The sequence below is a fragment of the Mycobacterium sp. ACS4054 genome, from assembly GCF_001667275.1.
Lineage (GTDB): Bacteria > Actinomycetota > Actinomycetes > Mycobacteriales > Mycobacteriaceae > Mycobacterium.
In genome coordinates, this window is sequence record NZ_LZHV01000060.1 from 65526 (window position 1) to 85535 (window position 20010).

The following is a 20010-nucleotide window of genomic DNA, read 5'->3' on the forward strand; positions in this document are numbered from 1 at the left end:
GAGGCTACGCCGTCTCGGTGATCGGCCGGTCGACCCAGCTCATCAGGTCGCGCAGCTTCTTGCCGGTCACCTCGATCGGGTGCTCGGCGTTCTCCTTGCGCAGCTGCTCCAGCTGCTTGTTGCCGCCCTCGACGTTGGCCACCAGCTTCTTGGTGAACGTGCCGTCCTGGATGTCGCGCAGAATCTCGCGCATCCGCTCCTTGGTGCCGGCGTCGATGACCCGCGGACCCGACAGGTAACCGCCGAACTCGGCGGTGTCGGACACCGAATAGTTCATCCGGGCGATGCCACCCTCGTACATGAGGTCCACGATCAGCTTGAGCTCGTGCAGCACCTCGAAGTAGGCCATCTCCGGCGGGTAACCGGCCTCCACCATCACGTCGAAACCGGTCTTCACCAATTCCTCAGTGCCACCGCACAACACGGCCTGCTCACCGAACAGGTCGGTCTCGGTCTCGTCCTTGAAGGTGGTCTTGATGACGCCGGCGCGGGTGCCGCCGATGGCCTTGGCGTAGGACAGCGCCAGCGCCTCGCCCTCGCCGGTCGGGTCCTGGTCGACCGCGATCAGGCAGGGCACGCCCTTGCCGTCCACGAACTGGCGGCGCACCAGGTGCCCGGGCCCCTTCGGCGCGACCATCGCGATGGTGACGTTGCCGGGCGGCTTGATCAGGTCGAAGTGGATGTTGAGCCCGTGCCCGAAGAACAGCGCGTCGCCCTCGGAGAGGTTGGGCTCGATGTCGTTCTTGAAGATGTCGGCCTGCGCCGTGTCGGGCGCCAACAGCATGATGACGTCGGCCCACTTGGCCACCTCGGCGGGGGTGTCGACTTCCAGCCCCTGCTCTTCGACCTTGGCCCGCGACTTCGAACCCTCCTTGAGCCCGACGCGCACCTGCACACCGGAGTCGCGCAGGCTCAGCGAGTGCGCGTGCCCCTGGCTGCCGTAACCGATCACCCCGACCTTGCGGCCCTGGATGATCGAGAGGTCGGCGTCGTCGTCATAGAACATTTCTAGTGCCACTTCTGAATTTCTCCTTGTGTATTACTTGGCCGTGGCGATGCCGCGCGGACCGCGGGACAACGACACCACTCCGGACTGGACGATTTCGCGGATACCGAACGGCTCCAACACCCGCAGCAGCGCCTCGATCTTGCCGCGATCACCGGTCGCCTCGATCGTCAGCGCCTCCGGCGATACGTCGATCACCTTGGCGCGGAACAGGTTTACCGCTTCGATCACCTGGCTGCGGCTGCCGGCGTCGGCGCGCACCTTGATCAGCGCCAACTCCCGGGACACCGACGTGTCCTCGTCCAACTCGACGATCTTGATGACGTTGATCAGTTTGTTGAGCTGCTTGGTGATCTGTTCAAGCGGGGTCTCCTCGGCGCTGACCACAATGGTCATGCGGGACATGTCTTTCTGCTCGGTGGCACCGACCGCCAGCGATTCGATGTTGAATCCGCGCCGCGAGAACAGCGCCGCCACCCGCGCGAGCACACCGGGTTTGTCCTCGACCAACACCGACAGCGTGTGCGTGTTCATCAGGCGTGCCCTTCGCTCTCGTCGCCGAACAGGGGACGAATGCCGCGCGCGGCCTGAATCTCGTCGTTGCTGGTGCCGGCGGCCACCATCGGCCAGACTTGCGCGTCGGCGCCGACGATGAAGTCGATCACCACCGGACGGTCGTTGATCGCGCGGGCTTGGTTGATCACGTCTTCGACGTCTTCCTCACGCTCGCAACGCAATCCGACGCATCCCAGCGCCTCCGCCAGCTTCACGAAGTCCGGGATGCGGTGCGAGTGCGTGGCCAGATCGGTTTGCGAATACCGCTCCTCGTAGAACAGCGTCTGCCATTGGCGCACCATGCCGAGGTTCCCGTTGTTGATCAGCGCCACCTTGATCGGCACGCCCTCGATCGCACAGGTGGCCAGCTCCTGATTGGTCATCTGGAAGCAGCCGTCGCCGTCGATGGCCCACACCTCGGCCTCGGGGCGAGCCATCTTGGCGCCCATGGCCGCCGGGATGGCGAACCCCATGGTGCCCAGCCCGCCGGAGTTGATCCAGGTGCGCGGCTTCTCATAGGAGATGAACTGCGCCGCCCACATCTGATGCTGCCCAACGCCGGCGACGTACACGGCGTCCGGGCCGGCGATCTGGCCCAGCTTCTCGATGACGTATTCCGGCCCGAGGCTGCCGTCGCTCTGCGGGCCGTAGCTCAGCGGGTAGGTGGACTGGACGCTGTCCAGGTAGGCCCACCATTCCGTCATATCGATGTTGCCGGGGATGTCGTAGTGGCGCAGCATCGCGATCAGGTCGGTGATGACCGCTTTGACGTCGCCGACGATCGGCACGTCGGCGTGGCGGTTCTTGCCGATCTCGGCCGGGTCGATGTCGGCGTGGATGACTTTCGCCTCGGGCGCGAAGGTGTCGAGCTTCCCGGTGACCCGGTCGTCGAAGCGGGTACCCAGGGCGATCAGCAGGTCGCTGCGCTGCAGCGCCGCCACCGCGGCGACCGTGCCGTGCATGCCGGGCATGCCCATGTGCTGGCGATGGCTGTCGGGGAACGCGCCGCGCGCCATCAGGGTGGTCACGACGGGAATGCCGGTCAGCTCGGCCAACTCGAGCAGCTGCTCGGTCGCCTCGCCGCGGATGACGCCACCGCCCACGTACAGCACCGGCTTGTTGGACGCGGCGATCAGCTTGGCGGCCTCGCGGATCTGCCGGTTGTGCGGCTTGGTGTTCGGCTTGTAGCCGGGCAGCTCCATGCGCGGCGGCCAGCTGAACGTGCACTGGCCCTGAAGGACGTCCTTGGGGATGTCGACGAGCACCGCCCCCGGGCGGCCCGAGGACGCGATGTGGAAGGCCTCGGCCATCACCTGCGGGATCTCGTCGCCGGAGCGGACCAGGAAGTTGTGCTTGGTGATCGGCATCGTGATGCCGGAGATGTCGGCTTCCTGGAAGGCGTCGGTGCCGATCAGCGTGCGACCGACCTGGCCGGTGATGGCGACGACGGGCACCGAGTCCATCTGCGCGTCGGCCAGCGGGGTGACCAGGTTGGTGGCGCCGGGCCCGGACGTCGCCATCATCACGCCGACCTTGCCGGTGGCGTGGGCGTAACCGCTCGCGGCGTGGCCGGCGCCCTGCTCGTGCCGAACCAGCACGTGGCGAAGCTTTTTCGAGTCGAACAGCGGGTCATAGACCGGCAAGACCGCGCCACCGGGGATGCCGAAGATGACCTCGACGTCGAGCTCCTCCAGCGATCGGATCACCGACTGGGCGCCGGTAAGCTGTTCGGGCCCAACGCGTTTCGGCTTTTTGGCGGGGGCGGCGGCGGGAGTTTCCGCCGCGTCGGAGGCGACGTCGGCGGCACGCTGTGGCGAGGTGGCGTGCTGCCTGGTGGGTGCGCTCACTGTCTTTTGTCCTTATTCACTCTGGGAGTCTCGTTGGGGCAACAAAAAACCCCCGACAGCTCTTCTGCTGCACGAGGGTTGCGCGTTGGTCTGGATAGCTTCAAATGCCGAAGAGGCTAGTCAGGCACCAACGCGCCGACTAATTACTACGAGCATCCCGGGCTGTCCGGCGGTATCCATAACGTCCGACGGTAGCCTTCGCACAGCTCAGCAGTCAAATCCGCTACCGTCGGCTCGCGCGGAGGTCCGGTGCATCGCTGCGGGTGAAATGATGGTCGGGTGGCTACCGGTTCGTCTTCGAACACACCCGTCGTGATCAAGGTGTCCCCGATCGCGCACCTGGCGGTCGGATTCACCACGCTGGGGTTGCTGATACCGGTGATGCTGTGGCCGCCCTCGGCGCCGCTGCTGCTGATTCCCCTGCTGCTGTCGGCCATGATCGTGCGGCTGCGCACCGTCGCCGACGATAACGGCGTGACCGTTCGAACGCTGCTGGGCAGCCAGACGGTGCCGTGGGACGAGATCGACGGGCTGCGCTTCCACCGCGGCTCGTGGGCCCGCGCGCACCTCAAGAGCGGCGCGGAGCTGCGCCTGCCCGCGGTGACGTTCGCGACGCTTCCGGAGCTGACGCAGGCCAGCTCGGGACGCGTGCCCAACCCCTATCAGTGACGGTCAGGCGATCGGGTTGACCCCGTTGAGCAGCACCCACACGGCGATGCCGGCGGCGATGCCGACCAGCAGGGCGACGAACGACCCGATGAAGGGCCGGTGGGCCCAGCCCCGGCGCGCGTCCAGACCGTAGCGGCCGGGTCCGCACAGGATGACCGCGACGGCCAGGACGATCAGGGTGATCTGGTATTCGTGCCCGTCCGGCAGGAAGTACGTGAAGGTGTGCGGATGCGGGCGGGCCGTGATGGTGGCCAGCATGCCGTTGATCAGGAACGCCAGCGCACCCGCCGCGGCCACCGGGGTGAACAGCCCGAGGATCAGCAGCACGCCCGCGACGAGCTCACCGCCGGCGCTGACGTAGGCCAGGATGTCGGCGTGCTGGTAGCCGACGTCGGACAGCGAGTTCTTGAACCCGCCGACGCCGGAGCCGCCCCACCAGCCGAACAGCTTCTGCAGCCCGTGCGCCGCCAGCACGACCCCGAGGCCGACCCGCAAGATCAGCAAACCCAGGTGCTGGGTTCCGCGCCGGCCGACTTCGTGCAGCCGGCCGTGGTGTTCGTCCCCGTCGATCTCGGCAGGCTCGGCGGCCGCGTGCCGGGACTCCTGCGGCTGCACGTAGGGCAAGGGCTCCTGCTGATCGAGGACGTGGTAACCCGTCGCCCGGGACCCGGCCGCGCCGGCGTGGTCGCCCATGTAGGGGATGACGGTGGTGGTTCCGGTGGAGGGGTTGAAGTCGCCGGGGTAACCGACGGGCGTCAAGTCGTCTTCGGGGTCGACCACGCGCGCCGTGGCGGGGCGTCCCGGGGTTGGCTCCGGGGATTCGCCGGGCCGCTGCCAATGTCCGTCATTCGGTTGACTGGTCACGGGTGTCAGGGTAAGGGCAGTTGGCGCCGAATTGGGGATTTGAGCGGCGCTTTCGCCAGGCAATCGGTGGTTTGCCCGCCAAACAAGCCCGGATTGGCCGTGCGGGACGCTGCGGGCGGTCGAAAACGGCCGAATCCGGCGGTTTCCGACCGCCGAGAAAAGGGTGCCGATCATGCCGCCCCGGGCGGCCCGGCGCATGCGTGTGGCGGCGGCGGGCGCACTATCCGTAGCCTGTCGGTCATGCGACTACGGCGCTCGGTTCGGTGCGGGATCGCCGCGCTCTGCGCGACGATGCTGGTCGCGAGCGGGTGCGCGCGGTTCAACGACGCGCAATCGCAGCCGTTCACCACCAACCCCGAGCTCAAGCCCCAACCCAGCTCGACGCCTCCCCCGCCACCGCCGCTGCCGCCCACGCCGTTCCCGAAGGCCTGCCCGGCGCCCGGCGTCATGCAGGGCTGCCTGGAGAGCACCAGCGGCCTGATCATGGGGCCGGACAGCAAAACCGCGCTCGTCGCCGAGCGCACCACCGGCGCCGTCAAGGAGATCTCGGTCAGCGCCGAGCCGAAGGTGAAGATGGTCATCCCGGTCGACCCGTCCGGGGACGGCGGCCTGATGGACATCGTGCTGTCGCCGACCTACACCCAAGACCGGCTGATGTACGCCTACATCAGCACGCCGAGCGACAATCGGGTGATCCGGATCGCCGACGGCGACATCCCCAAGGACATCCTCACCGGGATACCCAAGGGCGCGACCGGCAACAGCGGGGCGCTGATCTTCACCAGCCCCACCACGTTGGTGGTGATGACCGGCGACGCGGGCAACCCGGCGGCGGCCGCCGACCCCAAATCGCTGGCCGGCAAGGTCCTTCGGATCGAGCAGCCGACAACCATCGGTCAGGCGCCGCCGACGACGGCGCTGTCGGGTGTGGGCTCCGGCGGCGGGCTGTGCATCGACCCGGTGGACGGCTCGCTCTACGTCGCCGACCGCACGCCGACGGCGGATCGGTTGCAGCGCATCACCAAAGCCTCGGAGGTCTCCACGGTGTGGACCTGGCCGGACAAGCCCGGGGTGGCCGGCTGCGCCGCGATGGACGGGACCGTGCTGGTCAACCTCATCAACACCAAGCTGACGGTGGCCGTGCGGCTGGCTCCGGCGACGGGCGCGGTCACCGGCGAACCCGACGTGGTGCGCAAGGACACGCACGCCCACGCGTGGGCGTTGCGAATGTCACCGGACGGAAACGTCTGGGGCGCAACGGTCAACAAGACCGCCGGGGACGCCGAGAAGCTCGACGACGTGGTGTTCCCGCTGTTCCCGCAGGGCGGCGGCTTCCCGCGCAACAACGACGACAAGACCTAGCGAAACCCGGCCTTCGTCAACCCTGCCCGCAGGCGGCCAGCACCAGTTCGCGCACCCGCGCCGCGTCGGCCTGCCCGCGGGTGGCCTTCATCACCGCGCCGACGATCGCGCCCGCCGCGGCAATTTTGCCGCCGCGGATCTTTTCCGCCACATCGGGATTGGCGGCCAGCGCCTCATCGACCGCCGCCTGTGTCACCGAATCGTCGCGCACCAGCTCGAGGCCGCGGGCGCTCATCACCTGCTCGGGGTCGCCCTCGCCGGCCAGCACCCCCTCCACGACCTGGCGGGCCAGCTTGTTGGACAGCTTGCCCTCGTCCACCAGGGCGATCACCGCGGCGACCTGAGCCGGCGTGATGGCCAGTTCGTCCAAGCCGATATTGGCCTCGTTGGCCTTCTGCACCAAGAAGTTCCCCCACCAGGCGCGCGCCTGCTCGCTGGCGGCGCCGTGCTTGACGGTCTCGGTGACCAGTTCCACGGCACCGGCGTTGACCAGATCGCGCATCACCTCGTCGGAGACGCCCCAGTCCTGCTGGATTCGCTTGCGGCTCAGCCACGGTAGCTCCGGGATGGTCTGGCGCAGCTGGTCGACCAACTCGCGACTGGGCGCGACGGGTTCCAGGTCGGGCTCGGGGAAATAGCGGTAGTCCTGAGCGGTCTCCTTGGCGCGGCCCGGGCTGGTGTATCCCGCCTCGTGAAAGTGTCTGGTCTCCTGGATGATCCGGCCGCCGGACGCGAGGACGGCCGCCTGCCGCTGCATCTCGTAACGGACGGCGACCTCAACGCTTTTCAGCGAGTTGACGTTCTTGGTCTCGGTGCGAGTGCCGAATTCGGTGGTTCCCGTCGGCATCAGCGACACGTTGGAATCGCAACGCATCGAGCCCTGGTCCATCCGGACGTCGGATACGCCTAAGGCGCGCAACAGGTCTCGCAAGGCGGTGACGTATGCGCGGGCGATCTGCGGCGCCCGGGCCCCGGCGCCGACGATGGGCTTTGTCACGATTTCGATCAGCGGCACGCCGGCGCGGTTGTAGTCGAGCAGCGATGTCGTCGCGCCGTGGATGCGGCCGGTCTCGCTGCCCAGGTGGGTCAGCTTGCCGGTGTCTTCCTCCATGTGCGCGCGCTCGATCTCGACCCGCCACGTGCTGCCGTCTTCGAGCGGCGCGTCCAGGTAGCCGTTGATGGCGATCGGCTCGTCGTACTGGGAGATCTGGTAGTTCTTCGGCATGTCCGGGTAGAAGTAGTTCTTCCGGGCGAAGCGGCACCACGGCACGATCTCGCAGTTCAGCGCCAGCCCGATCCGGATGGCCGATTCCACCGCGGTGCGGTTGAGCACCGGCAGCGACCCCGGCAGTCCGAGACACACCGGGCAGACCTGGGTGTTGGGTTCGGCGCCGAACGCGGTGGAGCAGCCGCAGAACATCTTGGTGACCGTCGACAGCTCGACGTGCACCTCGAGGCCGAGGACGGGGTCGAAACGGTCGATGACCTCGTCGTAATCCATGAGATCGGCGCTGGCGGCAACACTCATGCCGTCGATCGTAGTGGGCGCGTCGGCGGGGGAACCGCCCGCTTGCGGGTGACCGGGCGAACTCAGGGCCAGTGCGGCGAGCGCGGCCTTGGCAATCGGTCGGGCTCGGATCCCCTACCGGGAAACATGTCGGCTAGCACGGCCGCCATCTCGAGGTAACAGCGCCGGCTTTCCTTGCTCAGTCGATCCAGCTCGATCTGTTTGCCTTCGTGGATGTGCCGATCGAACGGCAGCACCACCGTCGCGGCGATGCGCGCGGACAATCGCTCGATTTCGTTGGCGGCCAACACCTCCACCTTGGCCGGCTCGACGTGGTTGACCGCCAGGATGGTGCACCGCACCAAAGCCTGATATCCGTTGTTGCCCAACCAATCCAGCGTGGTCGCCGTCTTTCGTATCGCATCGATCGAGGTGCTGGTCACCACGACCAGCGCCCGCGCCTCGGGTAAGACGGCGTCCATCACGCCCGAGTTGAGCGCCTTGGCGCAGTCCAGCAGCATCACCGAATAGTGGTTGCGCAGCAGCGAGAACGCTTTGACCACGTCGCGGCGCTCGAGCCGCCAATCGGTGTGCGCGTAATCCGGCAGGCCGAGCACCTCCAGGCCGAAGTTGTTCATGTAGGTGTGCGCCCGGATGTCCGGATAGTCGGTGACCGTCTTGTCCCTGAGCAGGTCGGCCATCCCCAGCGGATTCAGCCGGCCATGCCGCTCCGCCAGGTCCCCGGCATCGATGTCGACGGCGATGATCCGGTCGCGCCGCACGTCGGCAAACGTCGACCCGAGCAACTCCACGACCGAGGTCTTCCCGACACCGCCCTTGAGGTTGAGGACGGCGATGGGGAACGCGCCGCCCACGTCCGCGCGGATGCGGTTGCGGAGCTCCGCCGTGTACTGAGCGGCTTTGCCGGGACCCAGGTCGACGCCGGTCACGCGGTGGACCACGTCGCGCCAGCTGAAGCCCGAGGAGTCGGCGGGTTGCCCCTGGTCCAGGCCGTCGAGTGCGGTCCCGCCGGGCGGCCGCGGCGCGACTGGCGCGGGTCGGGCGGGCCGGATGGGTGGCCGGGGCACCGATGGGGCTGTTCGATAGGGCTGGGGCATGGTGGGCGCCCGGGCGTCGAGATCGCGCCACCTGGGAGGACGCTGCGGGCGAACCGGCGGGCCCGGTGGTCCCGCCGACGATGCGGGCTGCTGAACGGGTCCGCGAATCGAGCCGCGGTTGCTCATACCCCCCGTATAACCGTCGGCAAGCGTTTCGGAAACCACGAATTTGGGCCGCCGCGTCGAAGCTGGCCACTCGGCCGCAAACTCGAGCCGTCGCCCTCAGCCGAAGAAGGCGGCGGCGTCGTCGTAGCGACTCTCGGGTACCAGCTTGAGTTGGCGCACCGCGTCGGCCAGCGCCACCCGGCCGATGTCCTGCCCCCGCAGCGACACCATCTGCCCGTACTCCCCCGCGTGTGCCGCGTCGGCGGCGTTGACGCCGAACCGCGTGGCCAGCACCCGGTCGTAGGCCGTCGGCGTGCCCCCGCGCTGGACGTGGCCCAGCACGGTCACCCGGACGTCCTTGTTGATCCGCTTCTCCACCTCGGCGCCCAGCTGCGCGGCGACACCGGTGAACTTTTCGTGGCCAAACTCGTCAAGTCCGCCCTCGCGCAACGAGATTGAACCCGGCACGGGTTTGGCGCCCTCGGCGACCACGCAGATGAAGTGCGAATCTCCGCGCTGGAAGCGGCGTTTGACCAGCCGGCACACCTCCTCGACGTCGAAGGGCTGCTCGGGAATCAGCGTCATGTGCGCGCCGGACGCCAGGCCGGCGTTAAGCGCGATCCAGCCGGCGTGCCGGCCCATCACCTCGACCAGCATCACCCGCTGATGCGATTCGGCGGTGCTGTGCAACCGGTCGATGGCGTCGGTGGCCACCGTCAGTGCGGTGTCGTGGCCGAAAGTGACGTCGGTGCAGTCGATGTCGTTGTCGATGGTCTTCGGCACGCCGACGACGGGCACGTTTTCCTCCGACAGCCAGTGCGCGGCGGTCAGGGTGCCTTCACCGCCGATGGGGATGAGCACGTCGATGCCGTTGTCGTCCAACGTCTGCTTGATCTGGTCCAGCCCGGCGCGCAGTTTGTCCGGGTGCACCCGGGCGGTGCCAAGCATCGTGCCGCCCTTGGCCAGCAGCCGGTCGTTGCGGTCGTCGTTCTGCAGTTGGATGCGCCGGTTTTCCAGCAACCCGCGCCACCCGTCCTGAAAGCCGACCACCGACGAGCCGTACCGGGCGTCGCAGGTGCGCACCACGGCCCGAATGACGGCGTTCAGCCCCGGGCAATCGCCGCCTCCGGTGAGAATTCCGATCCGCATGCCCTTATCTTGCCCTGCGCGCCACCGGCACGGCAGCGAAAGTCAGATGGCCGACGGCAGCGGCCCGCGGGCGGCCTCGTAGGCGGCGCCGACGCGGTAGAGGCGGTCGTCGGCCAGCGCGGGCGCCATGATCTGCAGGCCGACCGGCAGGTCGTCGTCGGGCGACAGCCCCGACGGCACCGACATCCCGCAGTGGCCGGCAAGATTCAGTGGCAGCGTGCACAGGTCGAACAGGTACATCGCCAGCGGATCGTCCACCTTCTCCCCCAACGGGAAGGCGGTGGTCGGCGTCGCGGGCGACACGACCACGTCGACGGACTCGTACGCCCGGTCGAGGTCGCGCCCGATCAGTGTGCGCACCTTTTGCGCCTGGTTGTAATAGGCGTCGTAGTAACCGGCCGACAGCGCGTAGGTGCCGATCATGATGCGCCGCTTGACTTCCGGCCCGAATCCGGCGGCGCGGGTCAGCGCCATCACTTCCTCGGCGCTGTGCGTGCCGTCGTCGCCGACGCGCAGCCCGTAGCGCATGGCGTCGAAGCGGGCCAGGTTGCTCGACACCTCCGAGGGCAGGATCAGGTAGTAGGCCGCCAGCGCGTATTCGAAGTGCGGGCAGTCCACCTCGCTCACCTCGGCGCCCAGTTCGGTCAGCGTCGCGACGGCGGCCTCGAACGAGGCCAGCACCCCCGGCTGGTAGCCGTCGCCGCGCAGTTGCTTCACCACGCCGACGCGCACGCCCTTGAGGTCCCCGGCCGCCCCGGCCCTGGCGGCGCCGACGACATCGGGCACCGACGCCTCGACGGAGGTGGAGTCGCGGGTGTCGTGACCGGCGATCACCTGGTGCAGCAGCGCGGTGTCCAGCACGGTGCGCGCGCACGGGCCGCCCTGGTCCAGCGACGACGCACACGCCACCAGCCCGTACCGCGACACGGTGCCGTAGGTGGGCTTGACCCCGACCGTCGCGGTCAGCGCCGCGGGCTGCCGGATGGAGCCGCCGGTGTCGGACCCGATGGCCAGCGGCGCCTGGAACGCGGCCAGCGCGGCCGCGCTACCGCCGCCGGAGCCGCCGGGCACCCGGTCGAGGTTCCATGGGTTGCGGGTCGGGCCGTAGGCGGAGTTCTCCGTCGACGAGCCCATGGCGAACTCGTCCATGTTGGTCTTGCCCAGGATTGGGATCCCCGCGGCGCGCAACCGCGTGGTGACGGTGGCGTCGTAGGGCGAACGCCAGCCCTCGAGGATCTTGGACCCGCAGGTGGTGGGCATGTCCACGGTGGTGAACACGTCCTTGAGCGCCAGCGGCACCCCGGCCAGCGGCGACGGCAGGCGCTCGCCCGCGGCCACCGCCTCGTCGACGACGGCCGCCGCCCCCAACGCCTCGTCGGCGGCCACATGCAGGAAGGCGTGGTACCGGTCGTCGGTCGCGGCGATCTGGTCCAGGCACGCCTGGGTGACCTCGACCGACGACAGCTCCTTCGCGGCGATTCGCGCGCCCAGGGTCGCCGCGTCGGATCGGATGATCTCGTTCACTCGCTGTCCCCCAGGATCTGCGGCACCGCGAAGCGGCCGTCGGCGGTCTCGGGCGCCTCGGCGAGCGCTTCGGATTGGGTCAGGCAGGGGGTCGGCTCGTCCGGGCGGGTGACGTTCACGTCCTTGAGGGGGTTGCCGGTCGCTTCGACGCCGGTGACGTCGACCGCCTGCACATGGCTGACGTGGGTGAGGATGGCGTCGAGCTGGCCCGCGAAGCTGTCCAGCTCGGCATCGGTCAGCGCCAGCCGGGACAGCCGCGCCAGGTGCGCCACCTCGTCGCGGGAGATTCCAGACACGATCCGAAAGCCTAGCCGCGAGGGTGCGGCCGGGTTCACGGCCGCCGGTTATCCGCAGAAATGCAGTGGACACCTCGCTGTGCAACAGTGTTGGCCGTGCCGTCCTATCTATTGCGCATCGAGCTGGTCGACCGCCCAGGCAGCCTGGGCTCGCTGGCCGTGGCGCTCGGTTCGGTGGGCGCCGACATCTTGTCGCTCGACGTGGTGGAGCGCAGCTCGGGGTACGCGATCGACGACCTGGTGATCGAGCTGCCGCCGGGGGCAATGCCGGACACGCTGATCACCGCCGCGGAGTCGCTTGCGGGTGTGCGGGTGGACAGCGTGCGTCCGCATACCGGGCTGCTCGAAGCCCACCGCGAGCTGGAGCTGCTCGACCACGTCGCCGCGGCCGGTGACAGCGCGTCGCGGTTGCAGGTGCTGGCCAACGAGGCACCCCGGGTGCTGCGCGTCAGTTGGTGCACCGTGGTGCGCGGTGCGGGCGACGAGCTGGAGCGCCTGGCGTCCAGCCGGGGCGCGCCGGAGACGCGGGCGGTTTCGGCCCCGTGGCTCCCGATCGAACGGGCCGCGACGTTGGACGGCGCCGCCGAGTGGGTACCGCAGGCGTGGCGCGACATGGACACCACGATGGTCGCCGCCCCGCTGGGGGACCCGCACACGGCGGTGGTGCTGGGGCGCCCGGGCCCGGAGTTCCGGCCGTCGGAGGTGGCCCGCCTGGGCTACCTGGCCGGCATCGTGGCCACGATGCTGCGCTAGCGCGCTCGCGCCGCCACCGGGTCGTGGCGCGCTTGACCTGCCACCACCGGGTCGTCGTCTTCCCACAGCAGCAGCTGACGCACCGCGGGGCGCGGCCCATACGGCCGGAGCATGGCGCTGGCCGGGCGCGGGCGCACCCGCTGCGGCCACCAGAACCAGCGACCGAGAATCCTTGCGACAGAAGGGGTCATGAACGAGCGCACGATCAGCGTGTCGAACAGCAAACCGAGGCCGATCGTGGTGCCGATCTGGCCGAGCACCTGGAATCCGCTGAACACGAACGCACACATGGTGACGGCGAAGACGATGCCGGCGGAGGTGACCACCGATCCGGAGCCCGCCATCGCCCGGATGATGCCGGTGTTCAAGCCGGCGTGTATTTCTTCCTTGAATCGGGAGATCAGCAGCAGGTTGTAGTCGGACCCGACCGCCAGCAGCAGGATCACCGCCAGCGCGAGCACGACCCAGTACAGCTGGATGCCAAAGAGGTACTGCCACACCAGGACTGATAGCCCGAACGACGCACCCAACGACAGGGCCACCGTGCCGACGATGACCAGCGCGGCGATCAGGCTGCGCGTGATGATCATCATGATCAGCAGGATCAGGCTCAGCGCGGCGAACGCCACGATCATCAGGTCGTACTTGGCGCCGTCCTGAATGTCCTTGTACGTCGCGGCGGTCCCACCGAGATAGATTCCCGCGTCGGCCATCGGCGTGCCCTTGAGCGCCTCGTGCGCCGCCTTGGCCATGGGATCGATGTGCGAAATGCCCTCGGGCGTAGCCGGATCGCCTTCATGGGTGACGATCATGCGAGCGGCCTTGCCGTCCGGCGAGAGGAACAGCTTGAGCCCGCGCTTGAAGTCGGGGTTGTTGAAGACGTCGGGTGGTAGATAGAACGTGTCGTCGTTCTTGGCCGCGTCGAAGGCCCGCCCCAACGCCGTCGCGTTGTCGATCGCGGCGGCGGTCTGCGCGTAAATGCCGGACAGCGTGGCGTAATTGGCCAGCGTCAGATCACGATTGGTCTGCTGGCTGTCGATCTGCGGCGGTATCAGCGCCACCAGTTTGGGCTGCAGCGCGTCGAGCTGGTCGAGGGAGGCCGTGAGGTTTTCGAACTTCTCGGTGAGCTGGTCGATGCCGTCGAGCGCGTCGAAGAGCGAGCGAAACGCGAAGCAGACCGGGATGTCGAAACAGTGCCGCTCCCAATAGAAGTAGCTGCGGACCGGCCGGAAGAAGTCGTCGAAATTCGCGATCTTGTCGCGCAGATCCTGGATCGTGCCGAGCGTGTCATGGAAGCTCTGCGTCTCGTCGTGGGTGGTGTTGGCGAGTTGCTGCTGCAATACGTATTGCTGCCTCAAGATGTTGATGGTCTTGTTCAACTCGTTGGCCTGCTTGAGGGCGTCGTTGGCCCGATCTTGTTGGTACGTCAGGTTTTCCTGCTGCGCCGCGCTGGAATTGCTGACCACGAACGCGAGCGAGCTGTGAACCAGTGGGGTGCCCAAGGGCCGGGTGATGGTCTGCACCTGCGCCACGCCGGGAACGTGGAACACCGCCTTGGCCACCTTGTCCAGGATGAGCATGCTTTCCGGATTGCGCATGTCGTGATCGGTTTCCACCATGAGCAATTCGGGCTCGAGCCGGGCCCGCGAGAAATGCTTCTCGGCCGCGGTGTACCCGATGTTGGCCGGCGCGCTGGCGGGCATGTAGGGACGGGTGTCGTAACTGGTCTTGTACCCGGGCAAGGCGATCAGCCCCACCAGCGCCAGCGCGCAGGCCGCGGCGAGCACGGCCCCGGGCCAGCGGACGATGGCGGTGCCGATCCGCCGCCAGCCGCGCGTTCTGATCGCCCGCTTGGGGTCGAAGATGCCGACCTTGGCGCCCAGGGTGAGGATGGCCGGCCCCAGGGTGAGCGCGGCGAAAAGCGCGACGACGATGCCAAGCGCGGCGGGGATGCCCAGGCTTTGGAAGTAGGGCAGCCGGGTGAAGCTCAGACAGGCGACCGCGCCGGCGACGGTGAGCCCGGAACCCAGCACGATGTGCGTCGTCCCGTGATACATGGTGTAGAAGGCCTTTTCGCGATCCTCACCGGTGCCACGCGCCTCCTGGTAGCGGCCCACGAAGAAGATCGCGTAGTCGGTTCCCGCGGCGATCACCAAGAGCGTCAACAGGTTCGTCGCGTAGGTCGACAACCCGATGACGCCGGCGTTTCCGAGAAACGCGACAAGGCCTCGGGCCGCGGACATCTCGATCAAGACCGTGGCGAGCACCAGCAGCGTGGTGAGGAACGATCGGTAAACGAAGAACAGCATCAGGGCGATCACGCCGACGGTGATCGCGGTGACTTTCGCGGTTCCCTTGCTGCCGACGTCGAACTGATCGGAAATCAGCGGCGCCGCACCGGTCACATACGCCCTGACACCGGGCGGCGGCTTCAGGTGCTCGACGATGTCGCGCACCGCGCCGACACCCTCGTTGGCCAACGCCGAGCCCTGGTTGCCCGCGAGAAACAGCTGGACGTAGGCGGCCTTGCCGTCGCCGCTCTGCGACCCGGCCGCGGTCAGGGTGTCGCCCCAGAAGTCCTGCACGTGTTCGACGTGCTTCTTGTCCTGCTCGAGCCTGCGGACCAGTTCGTCGTAGAAGCGGTGCGCGTCCGCGCCGAGCGGCTGGTCACCTTCCAGCACGATCATCGCCGAACTGTCGGTGTCGAATTCGTGGAACTTCTCGCCGATGCGCTTGATCGCCTTGAGCGACGGTGCGTCGGGTGAGTTCAGCGCGACGTTGTGGGTCTTGCCAACCTCTTCCAGCTGCGGCACCGCGATGTTCGTGATGGCGGCCAGCGCCACCCAGAAGAGCAGGATCGGCAAGGCCAGCCGGCGGATGCTGCGCGGGACGAAGCTCCGCGACTCTTGCTGGTCGCTCATCCGGACTTGTCCAGGCAGTAGGTGTAGGCGTCGACTTTGTCAACGGTGCGTTGGTCTTTCACCTCGCCGTTGACGGTGATGCGGCAGCCGAGGGTGTCGCCGTTGCCCTGCGCGACGACGTTGCCGAGGACGGCCGGCTCCGTCGTGGTGATGGTGAACGACCACGGCAGCGTCGCGTCCTTGACTTGCTGGGGCTGGGCGTTGACATCAAGGTAGTTGATGGTCGCGGTCGCGCCGGGCGCGCCGAAGACCTCCAGCACCACCCGTTTGGGGTTGAACGGAACGATCTCGTTCGACAGGCCGCTGTTGGCCGACGTGGTGTCGTGCGAGCCGAAGATTCCGTGCAGGCGGTAGATGGCGAACCCGGCGAGCGCGACGACCAACACCGCGACCAGCACCATCCACCCTCGCCTGACCAGTGAGGTCACCGAAATCCCCTTCACCCGTTCACCTTTCGATCATCGGGCGACCAGATCACCCCCGGCGCGACGGCGGCTGCCGGCGGGCCGGGCGTGATCAACAGCTATGACAGTACGGTACTGGACCGTACTGCACAAGAGACGCGCGCGTACACATTCCGCCTCGGCGGTTAACGCGCGGTTACCCCTTGGTTCTGGTCAAACCCGGGATGAGAAACCCGTCCACAAGCGCTTGGACGGTGCGGCGGGTGGGCGGCCGGCCGGGAATGATGGACCGGAAGATCAGATAGCCGGGCAACAGATCCCACAGCTCGTCGCTGATCACGTCCTCGGTGATCTCACCGCGATCGACGGCTTGACGCAGCACGTGTTGAATCAACGCCTTGCGCTGCTTGAGGAATTGCTCCTGCATGGCCTCGTTGAGCGCCGGGTGCCGCGACACCTCGACCATCACCGCGCGGATGGTGCTGGCGTGCTCGCGGCCATGCTGACCACACGTCTCCCCCAGGCTCAGCAGGTCGCCGCGCAGCGTGCCGGTGTTGGGCGCGACGGCGACCAGGCGGACCCCTTCGGTGAAGGCGGCCAACACCAATTCGGCCTTCGAGGACCAGCGCCGATACACGGTGGCCTTGCTCGCGTGGGCGGCGGCGGCGACGGCGTCGATCGTCAGCTGGTCATAGCCGTGTTCCTGCAGCAGGCGCAGCGTCACCGCCAGAATCTCGCCCTCGCGGGGCGACCACGGTGACGTCTGCGCGTACGCCTCGGCCGTCTGCGTCATAGCGCCCACGATAGGACTGCCGGGGCGATGCGGGCTAATTATCGCCGGATGGCCGTGCGGGCCCGGGTTAGTCCGCCGGGGTTTTCGGCGGCCCCTCGGCCAACAGCTTGCGGAAACCGTCCTCGTCGAGGACCGGCACGCCGAGCTCGACCGCCTTGTCGTACTTGGAGCCCGGCGAGTCGCCGGCGACGACGTAGTCGGTCTTCTTCGACACCGAACCGGCGGCCTTCCCGCCGCGCGCGATGATCGCCTCCTTGGCTTCGTCACGCGAGAAACCGGTCAGTGAGCCGGTGACGACGACGGTCAGCCCTTCCAGGGTGCGGGCCACGCTGGCGTCGCGCTCGTCGGCCATCCGCACCCCCGCGGCCCGCCACTTGTCGACGATCGCGCGATGCCAGTCGACGGTGAACCACTCGGTGAGCGCGGCGGCAATTGTCGGGCCGACACCCTCGACCGCGGCCAGCTGCTCGGTGGACGCCGACATGATCGCGTCCAGGCTGCCGAACTCGGTGGCCAGGGCGCGCGCGGCAGTCGGCCCGACGTGGCGGATGGACAGCGCCACCAGCACGCGCCACAACGCCACCGCCTTGGCCTTGTCCAGGTTGTCGAGCAGCCGCCTGCCGTTGGCGGACAGGGCGCCGGCCTTGGTGCGGAACAGCTCGGTGCGCAACAGGTCGTCCTCGGTGAGGGTGAATAGGTCCCCCTCGTCGGCGATCACCCCGGCCTTGAGCAGCGCGATGGCCGCCTCGTAGCCGAGCCCCTCGATGTCGAACGCGCCCCGACCGGCGACGTGAAAGACGCGCTCCCGCAGCTGCGCCGGGCAGGACCGAGCGTTGGGACACCGGATGTCGGCGTCGCCCTCCTTGGCGGGGGCCAGCGTCGTGCCGCATTCGGGACACGTTGTGGGCATGACGAATTCGCGTTCGGACCCGTCCCTCAGGTCGACGACGGGGCCGAGCACCTCGGGGATCACGTCACCGGCCTTGCGGATCATCACGGTGTCGCCGATCAGCACCCCCTTGCGCTTGACCTCGGCGGCGTTGTGCAGGGTGGCCAGGCCCACCGTCGACCCGGCGACCTTGACGGGCGTCATGAACGCGAACGGCGTGACGCGGCCGGTGCGCCCGACGTTCACGCGGATGTCGAGCAGCTTGGTCTGGGCTTCCTGCGGCGGGTACTTGTACGCGACCGCCCACCGCGGCGCCCGGGATGTCGTCCCCAGCCGGCGCTGCAGCGTGAAGTCGTCGACTTTGATCACCACGCCGTCGATTTCGTGCGCCAGGTCGTAGCGCTGCTCGCCCCAGTAGGCGATCCGCTCTTCGACCGCGGCCAGGCCGTGCACCCGCGTCGTCTGCTCGGCTACCGGCAGTCCCCAGGCCTTCAGCGCCGTGTAGGCCTCGTGCAGGGTTTTCGGCGAGAACCCGTCGGTGCGGCCGACGCCGTGGCAGATCATCCGCAGCCGGCGCCGGGCGGTGACCGCCGGGTTCTTCTGGCGCAGCGACCCGGCCGCGCTGTTGCGCGGATTGGCAAACGGCGCCTTGCCGTCCTCGACCAGGCTGGCGTTGAGGGCCTCGAAATCGGCGAGCAGGAAGAACACCTCGCCACGCACCTCGAGCACCGCGGGAATCGGGAAGTCGTCACTGGCGCTGAGCCGTTCGGGCACGTCGTCGATGGTGCGCGCGTTGAGGGTCACGTCCTCGCCCACCCGTCCGTCGCCGCGCGTGGCGGCGCGTTCCAGCCGGCCGTCGCGATACACCAGCGACAACGCGACGCCGTCGATCTTGAGTTCGCACAGGTAGTGCGGGTCGCGGCCGATCTCGTTCTCGACGCGGTTGCTCCAGGCGATCAGCTCGTCGCGGTCGAAGACGTCATCGAGGCTCAGCATCCGCTCGAGGTGCTCGGCCTCGGTGAAGTCGGTGGCGAAGCCGGCCCCACCGACCAGTTGCGTCGGGGAATCCGGGACGCGCAGCTCGGGATGACGATCCTCAAGCGCGACAAGGTCGTTGAACATCTTGTCGAATTCGGCGTCGGAGACGATCGGAGCGTCCTTGACGTAGTAGCGGAACTGGTGTTCGCGGACCGCACCGGCCAGTTCCTGCCACTTGCGCCGAACCTCGGGTGACACCGGATCAGCTTGTGGCGAGCTCACCCTCGCAGGCTATCCGAGGCCGCCGACACCACGCCCGCAAGGCGGCCCGAAACTCAGGTCGCCGGTTCGGTCTTGTCCGGGAAACCGCCGAATGGAACTTCCACGCCTTTTTGAATTGACAAAGCGGCAGCCTGAATCAGCAAAGCAACACTGAGCACGCCGACCCATATCCAGGCCTCGCCCGGACTGATATGCGTGGCGGTGTTCGCGTAGCGCAATTTCACGACCGACCGCACCATCACGGCGGCGACCACGACCACCGTGATGTACGGGACGGTCGTTCGGAATTGTCGCGCGAAGCGGCCGACGGGTTCTTCCGAACGCCGCCTGTTGATCCCGAGGAACCACGCGACCGCGCCGACGAATCCGACCGCCAGCGGTATCGGAATCGCGAGCCGCACGGCCCAATCCCACAGCGGCTGCAGCGGTTGGTGTTTGTCCGGATCACCCAGCGCCAGCGCCAGGTGTGTGAGCGTGTCTTCGACGAGGAACACCGAAATGGGCGGAACGAGCACCACCAGAACGAATACGCAGTGCTTGGCGAGCACGCCCGCCGAGCCCGAGAAGAACTGCACGATCGCGTTGAGCAGCATGTAGATGGAGGCGGCGAACGAGACAGCGGTGAGCACCTCCGCCGACGCGGCCCGTCCCTCGGTCAGCGAGCATCCGCTTTCGCCGGCCAGCAAGGCGTATCGCAGGGTGGTCAGAAACAGGCCCAGAAACGCACAGACCAAGGCGATTCCCACTTGCGTCTCGTGCTCGACCTCACGCGGCTCCAGCGGACGACCCTCGCCGCGGCGCCGGTAGGCGCGATCGATTACGAGATTTATGACGACGAAGGCAAACCCGGCGAGGATGCCGGTGAATTGCGCGTAACTGCGGGCGACGATCGATACGTCAAAGCCCGTCCAAAGGGTGCAGGAGTCCGCAAGTTCGCTCATGACCATTGTCGAGATGGTAGTCGCCGCGTGTTTGCTGGCGATCGGTT

General features: G+C 67.9%; 17 protein-coding genes. 3 read left to right on the plus strand and 14 right to left on the minus strand.

What is annotated here, in order from left to right:
* Positions 1-4 precede the first annotated feature (4 nt).
* Genes ilvC through A5730_RS18265 form a run of 3 tightly spaced genes read right to left on the minus strand, consistent with a single transcriptional unit; the run spans position 5 to position 3408 of the window.
* On the minus strand, positions 5-1006 hold the full coding sequence (ilvC, locus tag A5730_RS18255; RefSeq protein WP_156745861.1) for a ketol-acid reductoisomerase: 1002 nt from the start codon (positions 1004-1006) through the stop codon (positions 5-7).
* Between the two features lie 33 nt (positions 1007-1039).
* A complete protein-coding gene (ilvN, locus tag A5730_RS18260) occupies positions 1040-1540 on the minus strand; it encodes an acetolactate synthase small subunit (protein ID WP_067903315.1) in 501 nt (166 codons plus the stop codon).
* Positions 1540-3408 (minus strand): acetolactate synthase large subunit, encoded by a 1869-nt coding sequence (locus A5730_RS18265; RefSeq protein WP_067903318.1) that lies wholly within the window; start codon positions 3406-3408, stop codon positions 1540-1542. Before A5730_RS18265 ends, ilvN begins: the two co-directional genes overlap by 1 nt.
* A gap of 312 nt (positions 3409-3720) precedes the next feature.
* On the opposite strand from A5730_RS18265, the gene A5730_RS18270 reads away from it, so the two are divergent.
* The gene (locus A5730_RS18270; RefSeq protein ID WP_067903321.1) at positions 3721-4077 is read left to right on the plus strand and encodes a PH domain-containing protein; all 357 of its coding nucleotides are present in this window, start codon (positions 3721-3723) and stop codon (positions 4075-4077) included.
* Between the two features lie 3 nt (positions 4078-4080).
* Here the strand turns inward: A5730_RS18270 and A5730_RS18275 are convergent, their stop codons facing one another.
* A complete protein-coding gene (locus A5730_RS18275) occupies positions 4081-4941 on the minus strand; it encodes a DoxX family protein (RefSeq protein ID WP_067903324.1) in 861 nt (286 codons plus the stop codon).
* Positions 4942-5181: 240 nt separating this feature from the next.
* Here A5730_RS18275 and A5730_RS18280 point away from each other — a divergent pair, with 240 nt between their 5' ends.
* A complete protein-coding gene (locus A5730_RS18280) occupies positions 5182-6303 on the plus strand; it encodes a sorbosone dehydrogenase family protein (protein ID WP_082946892.1) in 1122 nt (373 codons plus the stop codon).
* A gap of 16 nt (positions 6304-6319) precedes the next feature.
* Here the strand turns inward: A5730_RS18280 and gatB are convergent, their stop codons facing one another.
* From gatB to gatC, 5 genes are all read right to left on the minus strand, one after another.
* Positions 6320-7831 carry an Asp-tRNA(Asn)/Glu-tRNA(Gln) amidotransferase subunit GatB gene (gatB, locus tag A5730_RS18285; RefSeq protein ID WP_067903330.1) on the minus strand — a complete coding sequence of 504 codons (1512 nt, stop codon included), beginning with the start codon at positions 7829-7831 and terminating at the stop codon, positions 6320-6322.
* Between the two features lie 62 nt (positions 7832-7893).
* A complete protein-coding gene (locus tag A5730_RS18290) occupies positions 7894-9054 on the minus strand; it encodes a MinD/ParA family protein (protein WP_197506292.1) in 1161 nt (386 codons plus the stop codon).
* A gap of 96 nt (positions 9055-9150) precedes the next feature.
* Entirely contained in the window at positions 9151-10182 is a 1032-nt protein-coding gene (locus A5730_RS18295; protein WP_067822785.1) for an ATP-dependent 6-phosphofructokinase, read from the minus strand.
* Between the two features lie 42 nt (positions 10183-10224).
* On the minus strand, positions 10225-11706 hold the full coding sequence (gatA, locus tag A5730_RS18300; protein WP_067903333.1) for an Asp-tRNA(Asn)/Glu-tRNA(Gln) amidotransferase subunit GatA: 1482 nt from the start codon (positions 11704-11706) through the stop codon (positions 10225-10227).
* Positions 11703-12002: an Asp-tRNA(Asn)/Glu-tRNA(Gln) amidotransferase subunit GatC gene (gene gatC / locus A5730_RS18305; RefSeq protein ID WP_067903336.1), complete on the minus strand. Its 300-nt coding sequence runs from the start codon at positions 12000-12002 to the stop codon at positions 11703-11705. The genes gatA and gatC overlap by 4 nt, the downstream gene beginning before the upstream one ends.
* A 96-nt stretch (positions 12003-12098) precedes the next feature.
* Between gatC and A5730_RS18310 the strand changes: the two genes are divergently transcribed.
* Positions 12099-12755 carry an amino acid-binding protein gene (locus A5730_RS18310; RefSeq protein ID WP_156349673.1) on the plus strand — a complete coding sequence of 219 codons (657 nt, stop codon included), beginning with the start codon at positions 12099-12101 and terminating at the stop codon, positions 12753-12755.
* On the opposite strand, the gene A5730_RS18315 is transcribed toward A5730_RS18310, so the two are convergent.
* The 5 genes from A5730_RS18315 to A5730_RS18335 all read right to left on the minus strand — a co-directional run bounded on the left by A5730_RS18315 (position 12752) and on the right by A5730_RS18335 (position 19969).
* Positions 12752-15676 (minus strand): RND family transporter, encoded by a 2925-nt coding sequence (locus A5730_RS18315; protein ID WP_067903339.1) that lies wholly within the window; start codon positions 15674-15676, stop codon positions 12752-12754. The genes A5730_RS18310 and A5730_RS18315 overlap by 4 nt on opposite strands.
* Positions 15673-16104, minus strand: a complete 432-nt coding sequence (locus tag A5730_RS18320; protein WP_197281306.1) for an MmpS family transport accessory protein — start codon at positions 16102-16104, stop codon at positions 15673-15675. The genes A5730_RS18315 and A5730_RS18320 overlap by 4 nt, the downstream gene beginning before the upstream one ends.
* Before the next feature lie 172 nt (positions 16105-16276).
* Positions 16277-16873 (minus strand): TetR/AcrR family transcriptional regulator, encoded by a 597-nt coding sequence (locus tag A5730_RS18325; RefSeq protein ID WP_067903343.1) that lies wholly within the window; start codon positions 16871-16873, stop codon positions 16277-16279.
* Positions 16874-16940: 67 nt separating this feature from the next.
* Positions 16941-19022 carry an NAD-dependent DNA ligase LigA gene (gene ligA / locus A5730_RS18330; RefSeq protein WP_067903346.1) on the minus strand — a complete coding sequence of 694 codons (2082 nt, stop codon included), beginning with the start codon at positions 19020-19022 and terminating at the stop codon, positions 16941-16943.
* Between the two features lie 53 nt (positions 19023-19075).
* On the minus strand, positions 19076-19969 hold the full coding sequence (locus A5730_RS18335) for a hypothetical protein (protein WP_067903349.1): 894 nt from the start codon (positions 19967-19969) through the stop codon (positions 19076-19078).
* Between the last annotated feature and the right edge of the window lie 41 nt (positions 19970-20010).